The organism is Mycobacterium kyorinense (assembly GCF_002101735.1).
GTDB lineage: Bacteria > Actinomycetota > Actinomycetes > Mycobacteriales > Mycobacteriaceae > Mycobacterium > Mycobacterium kyorinense.
Map to the genome: position 1 here is coordinate 1 of NZ_LQPE01000116.1, position 8,093 is coordinate 8,093.

Sequence of the window (8,093 nt, forward strand, 5' to 3'; positions counted from 1 at the left end):
AACACCACCCGCTCCACCAGCCCTGCGGGCCGCTTCACGCCGTCACCTCACCGTGGGTATTTTCCGGTCAGCGTGCGTAGTCCCCGGACGACGCACCGCGGCAGATTCCGGGAGCACGCACCCTCGGAAGCACAAGGCAGCTACTCCTGCTTGTTGGCGACCAGTTCGCCCGACGCCGCAGTGATCGTGACTTTGTGTCCGACCAGATTGGTATCCCACACGTGGCCGTCCCACACGGTGGTGTTGTTGGTGTCGTCGAGCTTCAACTCGGTAATGGCCCCGTTGGGCACCACGGCCAGCATCTTGTTCACGGCGGCTTGATAGTCCAGGTGCGCTGCGTGGATCAGTGAGCGATGCCGGGCCTTGTCGGCGTCGCTGTCGTTCTTCGGCGTCGGCCCGACCAGCACCGTGAAACCGTCGACCCCGATTTTCAGTTGCTGCTCGGTGCCGTCCGGGGCCACTACCTGCGCCTTCCAGGTTCCCTCGTCCTCGGTTTCGCTCGCGATGAAAGTCAGGACGCTGTTCGGCACCGTGCCTACCGCGGTGGCGCCGGCACGCAACAGCGTGTGCGGGTCGGGCGGCGCGTCCGGACGGGACCACGACGCGCCGGAGGCGGTGGTCGTCGCCGACGTCGCAGCGGGCTTAGCGTCGTGACCGCATCCGGCCAGTGCCAGCAGCGTGACGCAAATGAACGCGGTCCGAACCCCGAATCGAGATGTCATAGCAGCCATCAGTGCACCGTACCGCGCCGACGCCGGGCGGTTGCGTTGCCTGAGTGGAACACGCCGGGGGCGCAAGCGTTTTCCAACTTTGGCGCGAGCGTGCGTGTTCCCGTAATACTTCCGTATTTGAACCTGGGACACGCACGTTCGCGCAGCAGGTGAGCTACATCGGTGCGTTGGCGGGCTGGAATACCCCGGTGGAATCGGCCTCTTCCTCCGCGCGGATGACGTGCACGACGGCGTTGATCAACGCCAGGTGGGTGAACGCCTGCGGGAAGTTGCCCAAGTGCCGGCCGGTGCGCGCCTCGATCTCCTCGGCGTAGAGGTGCAGCGGGCTGGCGAACGACAACAGCCGCTCGCACAGATGCTTGGCGCGGCTCACCTCGCCGATCTCGACCAGCGCCGACACCAGCCAGAACGAGCAGATGGTGAACGTGCCCTCCTCGCCGGTGAGGCCGTCGTCGGTCTCCTCGACCCGGTAACGCAGCACCAGGCCCTGTTCGGTGAGGTTGTCGGCGATGGCCAGCACCGTCGCGCGCACCCGCGGGTCGTCCGGCGGCAGGAACCGGGTCAGCACCACCATCAGCAGCGACGCGTCCAGCGCGTCGGTGTTGTAGTGCTGCTTGAACACTCCGTTCGAGTTGACTCCCCGGTGCAGGATGTCGGCCTTGATCTCCTCGGCGATCGCCCGCCACTGCTGGGCGTAGCTCTTTTCGCCCTGTCGCTCGGCCAGCTTGGCGCCGCGGTCCAGCGCCACCCAGCACATCACCTTCGACGACGTGAAGTGCTGCGGTTCGCCGCGCACCTCCCAGATGCCGCGGTCGGGTTCACGCCAGTGCTTCGCTGCCTCTTCCACTTGCTTCTTCAGCACTGGCCACAGCGTCTCGGGGATCTGCTCGCGCGATTTGGAGTGCAGGTAGAAGGAGTCGAGGATGCTGCCCCAGATGTCGTGCTGTTCCTGGTTGTAGGCGCCGTTGCCGATCCGGACCGGGCGGGCGTGGTCATAGCCCGACAAGTGGTGCAGTTCGGATTCTTCGAGGCTGCGTTCGCCGCCCACGCCGTACATCACTTGCAGCGGATGGCGTTCGCCGTTGTTGGCGCCCGACACGTCGGCGATGAACGCAAAGAAGTCGTCGGCCTCACGGTCCAGGCCCAGCGTGTAAAGGCCCCACAGCGCGAACGTCGAGTCGCGGATCCAGGCATACCGGTAGTCCCAATTTCGTTCGCCCTGCGGGGTTTCCGGCAGCGAGGTGGTGCTGGCGGCCAGCAGCGCGCCGGTCGGTGAATACGTCAAACCCTTCAGCGTCAGCGCGCTGCGCTGCAGATAGGCCCGCCACGGGTGGTCGGGGAAGTTGCCGATATTGATCCACTGCCGCCACGACTCGGTGGTCTGCCACATCTTCTCGGCGGCCTCGTCGTAGGTCTGCGGCGCTGGGTGCTTGGACCAGCTGAGCGCGACGAACACGTCGTCGCCCTCCTTGAGCCGGGTGCGCGCCCGCGCTTCGCGGCCCTCCAGCCCGATCCGCAGATTGGTGGTCAGCCGCAACGTCGGATGGGCGTCGGGGTTTTGTTTGGCCCGCGCGACCGCTTCGCCGTACGCGTTGGCCGAGTACTCCCAGGCGGCGCCGACCCGGTGGTAGTCGAACGCCGGTTCGCAGCTCATCATCAGCTCGACGGTGCCGGACACACAGCGCACGGTGCGCAGCAGGATGTGCTCGGCATCCCAGTCCATCGGGGTGCGGCGATGCGTGCGCGACCGCCGCTCGATGTCGTGCCACGGCCCCATGACCAGCGCGTCCCGCACGATCAGCCAGCCGGTGTGGGTTTGCCAGGTGGTCTCCATGATCAGGCTGCCGGGCAGGTAGCGTCGCGCCGAGGGCACCGAGACGCCGTACGGGCCGAGCCTGAAGTGGCCGGCGCTGCGGTCCAGGATCGCGCCGAAGACGCTCGGCGAGTCCGGCCGCGGCACGCACAGCCACTCCACTGAACCGGCCGGCGAAATCAGGCACGTCGTCTCGCAGTCGGACAAAAACGCGTAGTCGGCGATAGGCGGAAAGGGGTTCCGCAGCGAGCCGCCGGGCGTGATCGGCACCGGGGACGTCACGGTGAACGGCGCGACGGTCTCGTCGGCAGACTCGGCGTGCAGGACCATGCCGACATCATCATCTGCCGACCTGGCCGGCGTCCACTAGGGGCGGGGTGTGTCCCGTCCGGCGAACTCGCCCGCGTTGGTTTCGCCCGCCGTGGGGAATAGGGTTAGCCCGGTGGACGGGTTCCTCAGTTGGTGGGACGGCGTCGAGTTGTGGTTGTCCGGGCTGGGGTTCGTCCTGCAGACCATCGTGGTGATGCCGGTTGTGCTGGCGCTGGCCTACCTCGTCGCGCTCGTGCTGGACGCGTTGCTGGGGCGCGGCATCCGGCTGATGCGCCGCGCCCGCCACAGTAACGAAGGATCCTGATGACCGGCATGCCCCGCTCGCAGGTGACTCTGGTGCTGGTCACCCTGGTGGTGCTGGTGATTGTCACGTGGTTGCTGACCCACTAGGCAGTGGTGTTCCAAATGGCGCTTTCGGCTGGTTCTGTTAGGCTTCGCGCCATGCATACAGCGACCGGCAACAACGAGTGCTATGTGTTGGCACTCATTGCCGTGGGGGATTGCGCTGTAGCCGACGTGCACTGTTGTCGCTGACTGAAATACCCGCGCGCGGTCTGGCGTCGGAGTGGGTGGAATTCGGCAATAACTGATCACCTCAGACCAGCCTTTCCGAAAGCGACGGGTTTGTGATCTAAAAGCCCGGCACGGAAAGGTCCAATGCTCAACCTCGTCAAAGGTTCTTCGCGCGTCATCGCCCTCGCCGTCGGCGTCGGCGTGGCGGCGGCGTGCCATGGTGGCGCCAGCGACGTCGTCGGCGGCGGCGGGCCGGGCCATGCACGCACCAGCATCACGCTGGTTGCCTACTCGGCACCGGAACCGGGGTGGAGCAAGGTGATTCCGGCGTTCAACGCCTCGCAGGAGGGCAAGGGGGTGCAGGTGATCACGTCCTACGGCGCATCGGGCGACCAGTCGCGCGGCGTCGCCGCCGGCAAGCCCGCCGATATCGTCAACTTCTCGGTGGAACCCGACATCACCCGTCTTGTCAAGGCGGGCAAGGTTTCCAAGGATTGGGACAAGGACGCCACCAAGGGTATTCCGTTCGGCTCGGTGGTGACCTTGGTGGTGCGGCAGGGTAATCCGAAAAACATCAAGGACTGGGACGATTTACTGAGGCCCGGCGTGGAAGTCATCACACCCAGCCCGTTGAGTTCGGGGTCCGCGAAATGGAATTTGCTGGCGCCGTATGCCGTCAAGAGCGAGGGCGGGCGAAATCCCCAGGCGGGCGTGGACTTCGTCGACAAATTGGTGAGCCAGCACGTCAAATTGCGCCCCGGCTCGGGGCGCGAGGCCACCGACGTGTTCGTGCAGGGCAGCGGCGACGTGCTGATCAGCTACGAGAACGAGGCCATCGCCACTGAGCGGCAAGGCAAGCCGATCACCCACGTCAACCCGCCGCAGACCTTCAAAATCGAGAACCCGCTGGCCGTGGTGACCAGCAGCGCCCACGTGGACACCGCGACCGCGTTCAAGAACTTCCAGTACACCGAGCAGGCGCAGAAGCTTTGGGCGCAGGCCGGTTTCCGTCCCGTCGACCCGGCCGTCGCCGCCGAGGTTCGCGGCCAGTTCCCGGTGCCGCTCAAGCTGTGGACGATCACCGATCTCGGCGGCTGGGACACCGTGGATCCACGACTGTTCGACAAGAACAGTGGCAGCATCACCGGAATCTACATGCGGGCCACCGGATGACGGCGACGCTGATACCCAACCTGGGCGACGCGCGCCGCGGCGGCAGCACATCGCTGCGCGTCGGCGTGGCGATGGGATGGCTGTCGGTGATCGTGCTGCTGCCATTGGCCGCAATCGCATGGCAAGCCTTCGGCGGCGGCTGGCGGGCGTTTTGGCTGGCGGTCAGCTCCAGTGCCGCGCTGGAGTCGTTCCGGGTGACGCTGACGTTCTCGGCCGCGGTCACGCTGGTGAACCTGGTGTTCGGCCTGTTGATCGCCTGGGTGCTGGTGCGCGACGACTTCCCGGGCAAACGGCTGGTGGACACCATCATCGACCTGCCGTTCGCGTTGCCCACCATCGTCGCCAGCCTGGTGATGCTGGCGCTTTACGGTCCGCACAGTCCGGTCGGCCTGCATCTGCAGCACACCGGATGGGGCGTGGCGGTGGCTCTGGCGTTCGTCACGCTGCCGTTCGTGGTGCGCGCCGTGCAGCCGGTGCTGCTCGAAATCGACCACGAGGCCGAGGAAGCGGCTGCGGCGCTGGGCGCCAACAACACGACGATCTTCACGTCGGTGGTACTGCCGTCGCTGACTCCTTCGCTGTTGTCCGGTGCGGGGCTGGCGTTTTCGCGGGCCATCGGCGAGTTCGGCTCAGTCGTCTTGATCGGTGGCGCGGTGCCCGGGAAGACCGAGGTGTCCTCGCAGTGGATCCGCACCTTGATCGAGAACGACGACCGCACCGGGGCTGCTGCGATATCGATTGTGCTGCTGAGTATTTCGTTCGTGGTACTGCTCATCCTGCGCACGTTGGGGGCGCGCGCGGCCAAGCGTGAGGAGTTGTCGCTGTGACGACTTCGCCGCGCGTCCGCTACCTGCTGCGCTCCGTTGCGCTCGGTTATATCGCCGTGCTGCTGATCGTGCCGGTGGCACTGATCCTGTGGCGCACATTTTCACCCGGTCTCGGCCAGTTCTACGCCTGGGTCAGCACTCCCGCGGCGATCTCGGCGCTGCAGCTGTCGCTGCTGGTGGTCGCGATCGTGGTGCCGCTGAACGTGATCTTCGGCATCCCGACGGCATTGATGCTGGCGCGCAACCGGTTCCGCGGCAAGGGCCTGCTGCAGGCCATCATCGACCTGCCGTTCGCGGTCTCGCCTGTCATCGTGGGCGTGGCGCTGATCGTGCTGTGGGGATCGGCCGGCGTACTGGGCTTCGTGGAGCGAGACCTCGGACTGAAGATCATCTTCAGTCTGCCGGGAATCGTGCTGGCCAGTGTTTTCGTCACGCTGCCGTTCGTGGTCCGCGAAGTCGAACCGGTGTTGCACGAGCTGGGCACTGATCAGGAAGAGGCGGCAGCGACGCTGGGCTCGTCGTGGTGGCAGACGTTCTGGCGGGTCACGTTGCCGTCCATCCGGTGGGGTCTGACCTACGGCATCGTCCTGACGATCGCACGAACGCTCGGCGAGTATGGCGCGGTGCTGATGGTGTCGTCGAATCTTCCGGGAAAATCGCAGACGTTGACGCTGCTGGTATCCGACCGCTACAACCGGGGCGCCGAGTACGGCGCCTACGCGTTGTCGACGTTGCTGATGGCGGTATCGGTGGTGGTGCTGATCGTCCAGGTGCTGCTGGACGTCCGGCGGGTTGGCAAGGAGGTCGCATGACCGCGGAAACCGATGGCAATAACGCGATCATCGTGCAGGGCGCCAACAAACGCCACGGCAACTTTGTCGCGCTCGACAACGTCGACTTCACGGTTCCCGCCGGTTCGCTGACGGCGCTGCTGGGACCCAGCGGATCGGGAAAGTCGACGCTGCTGCGCGCCATCGCCGGACTCGACCAGCCCGACACCGGAACCATCACGATCAACGGCTGCGACGTCACCCGGGTGCCGCCGCAGCGGCGCGGCATCGGGTTCGTGTTCCAGCACTACGCCGCCTTCAAGCATTTGACTGTCCGCGACAACGTCGCGTTCGGGTTGAAGATCCGGCGCCGACCCAAGGCCGAGATCACCAAGAAGGTGGACAACCTGCTGGAGGTGGTGGGGCTGTCCGGATTTCAGGACCGCTATCCCAACCAGCTCTCCGGGGGGCAGCGTCAGCGGATGGCGCTGGCCCGCGCGCTGGCCGTCGACCCGCAGGTGCTGCTGCTTGACGAGCCGTTCGGCGCGCTGGACGCCAAAGTTCGCGAGGACCTGCGGTCCTGGCTGCGCCGATTGCACGACGAGGTGCATGTCACGACTGTGCTGGTGACCCACGACCAGGCCGAGGCGCTCGACGTCGCCGACCGCATCGCGGTGCTCAACAAGGGCCGCATCGAGCAGGTCGGGTCGCCGGCGGAGGTCTATGACACTCCGGTGAACGCGTTCGTTATGTCGTTCCTGGGAGCGGTGTCCTCGTTGAACGGCACGCTGGTCCGTCCGCACGACATCCGCGTCGGTCGCAGACCCGATATGAAGATCGCCGCCAGCGATGCCGCCGCGGAATCCGCCGGCGTCGTTCGCGCCACGATCGATCGGGTGGTGATGCTGGGCTTCGAGGTTCGGGTGGAGTTGACCAACGCGGCCACCGGCGGGCCGTTCACTGCGCAGATCACCCGGGGCGACGCGGAAGCGCTGGCCCTGCAGGAGGGGGACACCGTCTACGTGGCCGCCACCCGGGTGCCGCCGATCGCAGGGGAGGTCAGTGCACCGGTAGCGGACGACGTGCTGGCGTAAGTGCGTTACGCCGCGACGGGCTCGGCCAACGCTTCGTCGTAGCGGTCCAGCACGGTTTCGGCGACCAACTGGTGTGCGCCCAGGGTTGCGGCCATCGGAATACCTTTATCGCGCGCATAGTCCGACACCCGGTCGAGCAGCCGCCCCGGCGCCAGGAACCACGGCGCGATGACCAGCCGCCGGGCGCCGCGCCGCCGCAAGTCCTCGACGGCGTCGGCGATCGAACCGGGTGAGGTGGCGAACGCCGTCGTCGCACCCGCCCAGTGAGTGCCCGCCGACAGCTTGGCCGCCACCGATGCGGTGCGGGCGTTCGCCAAGGCATGCGACGAACCGATCGCGACCACCACGACCCCGAGCTCGCCATCAGCGGCGGAAACGCCTACGCTGCTTAGCCTTTCGCGTAGCACCGCCACCAGCCGATCGTCCTCGCCCAGCACCTCAGCCTGCCGCACCCCGGCGAAACCCGTGATCTGCCTGGGAATGTCGACGCGGGCATGGTAGGCGTCGGCCAGCAAGAACGGAGTAACCACCGCGCCGGGCGTCAGCACCTCGGGCAGGCCGGGTGTGTTCAGCTCGCAGAAAGCGACGCGCACGTCAAGGCCCGGCCGCAGCAGCCGCAGCCGTCGGGCGACAGCCCTAGCATTTGCCGCCGACCGCGAATCTCTACTGCCGTGGGCGGTCAGAACTAGTGACGATCGCAAGCTCGGCGTAGCCGAGTGCTGGGGGCACCTCCCGCTTGCGGGGGACGGGTCGGCGCCAAATATCAGCGAGTTCACGATGCGTGCAGCCCGCATTCGATTTTGCCGGTGCCTTGCCAGCGTCCGCTGCGTGGATCGGCACCC

At 66.5% G+C, this 8,093-nt stretch carries 9 protein-coding genes; 6 read left to right on the forward strand and 3 right to left on the reverse strand.

Annotated elements, in window-relative coordinates:
- Window positions 1-140: 140 nt before the first annotated feature.
- Both AWC14_RS14120 and AWC14_RS14125 read right to left on the reverse strand, forming a co-directional pair.
- Window positions 141-731, reverse strand: coding sequence for a hypothetical protein (locus AWC14_RS14120; RefSeq protein WP_045385536.1), 591 nt, complete (start codon window positions 729-731; stop codon window positions 141-143).
- Window positions 732-885: 154 nt separating this feature from the next.
- Complete coding sequence (locus AWC14_RS14125; protein WP_045385533.1) at window positions 886-2,874, reverse strand: glycoside hydrolase family 15 protein; 1,989 nt, start codon at window positions 2,872-2,874, stop codon at window positions 886-888.
- 112 nt (window positions 2,875-2,986) lie between these two features.
- On the opposite strand from AWC14_RS14125, the gene AWC14_RS14130 reads away from it, so the two are divergent.
- From AWC14_RS14130 to AWC14_RS14150, 6 genes are all read left to right on the forward strand, one after another.
- A complete protein-coding gene (locus AWC14_RS14130) occupies window positions 2,987-3,178 on the forward strand; it encodes a hypothetical protein (protein WP_045385530.1) in 192 nt (63 codons plus the stop codon).
- Window positions 3,179-3,315: 137 nt separating this feature from the next.
- Window positions 3,316-3,408 (forward strand): Ms4533A family Cys-rich leader peptide, encoded by a 93-nt coding sequence (locus AWC14_RS30210; RefSeq protein ID WP_369126344.1) that lies wholly within the window; start codon window positions 3,316-3,318, stop codon window positions 3,406-3,408.
- Window positions 3,409-3,531: 123 nt separating this feature from the next.
- On the forward strand, window positions 3,532-4,560 hold the full coding sequence (locus AWC14_RS14135; protein ID WP_045385527.1) for a sulfate ABC transporter substrate-binding protein: 1,029 nt from the start codon (window positions 3,532-3,534) through the stop codon (window positions 4,558-4,560).
- The gene (gene cysT, locus AWC14_RS14140; RefSeq protein WP_045385525.1) at window positions 4,557-5,387 is read left to right on the forward strand and encodes a sulfate ABC transporter permease subunit CysT; all 831 of its coding nucleotides are present in this window, start codon (window positions 4,557-4,559) and stop codon (window positions 5,385-5,387) included. Before AWC14_RS14135 ends, cysT begins: the two co-directional genes overlap by 4 nt.
- Entirely contained in the window at window positions 5,384-6,199 is an 816-nt protein-coding gene (cysW, locus tag AWC14_RS14145; RefSeq protein WP_045385522.1) for a sulfate ABC transporter permease subunit CysW, read from the forward strand. Before cysT ends, cysW begins: the two co-directional genes overlap by 4 nt.
- Window positions 6,196-7,251, forward strand: a complete 1,056-nt coding sequence (locus tag AWC14_RS14150; RefSeq protein WP_085241315.1) for a sulfate/molybdate ABC transporter ATP-binding protein — start codon at window positions 6,196-6,198, stop codon at window positions 7,249-7,251. The genes cysW and AWC14_RS14150 overlap by 4 nt, the downstream gene beginning before the upstream one ends.
- A 5-nt stretch (window positions 7,252-7,256) precedes the next feature.
- Here the strand turns inward: AWC14_RS14150 and AWC14_RS14155 are convergent, their stop codons facing one another.
- Window positions 7,257-8,045: a sirohydrochlorin chelatase gene (locus tag AWC14_RS14155; protein ID WP_081968382.1), complete on the reverse strand. Its 789-nt coding sequence runs from the start codon at window positions 8,043-8,045 to the stop codon at window positions 7,257-7,259.
- Window positions 8,046-8,093 lie beyond the last annotated feature (48 nt).

Excerpts from the sequence above, each read along its gene's own strand:
- AWC14_RS14120 (WP_045385536.1), bottom strand. The coding sequence starts at position 731 with ATGGCTGCTATGACATCTCGATTCGGGGTTCGGACCGCGTTCATTTGC.
- AWC14_RS14125 (WP_045385533.1), bottom strand. The coding sequence starts at position 2,874 with ATGGTCCTGCACGCCGAGTCTGCCGACGAGACCGTCGCGCCGTTCACC.
- AWC14_RS30210 (WP_369126344.1), top strand. The coding sequence starts at position 3,316 with ATGCATACAGCGACCGGCAACAACGAGTGCTATGTGTTGGCACTCATT.
- AWC14_RS14135 (WP_045385527.1), top strand. The coding sequence starts at position 3,532 with ATGCTCAACCTCGTCAAAGGTTCTTCGCGCGTCATCGCCCTCGCCGTC.
- cysT (WP_045385525.1), top strand. The coding sequence starts at position 4,557 with ATGACGGCGACGCTGATACCCAACCTGGGCGACGCGCGCCGCGGCGGC.
- AWC14_RS14150 (WP_085241315.1), top strand. The coding sequence starts at position 6,196 with ATGACCGCGGAAACCGATGGCAATAACGCGATCATCGTGCAGGGCGCC.
- AWC14_RS14155 (WP_081968382.1), bottom strand. The coding sequence starts at position 8,045 with ATGCGGGCTGCACGCATCGTGAACTCGCTGATATTTGGCGCCGACCCG.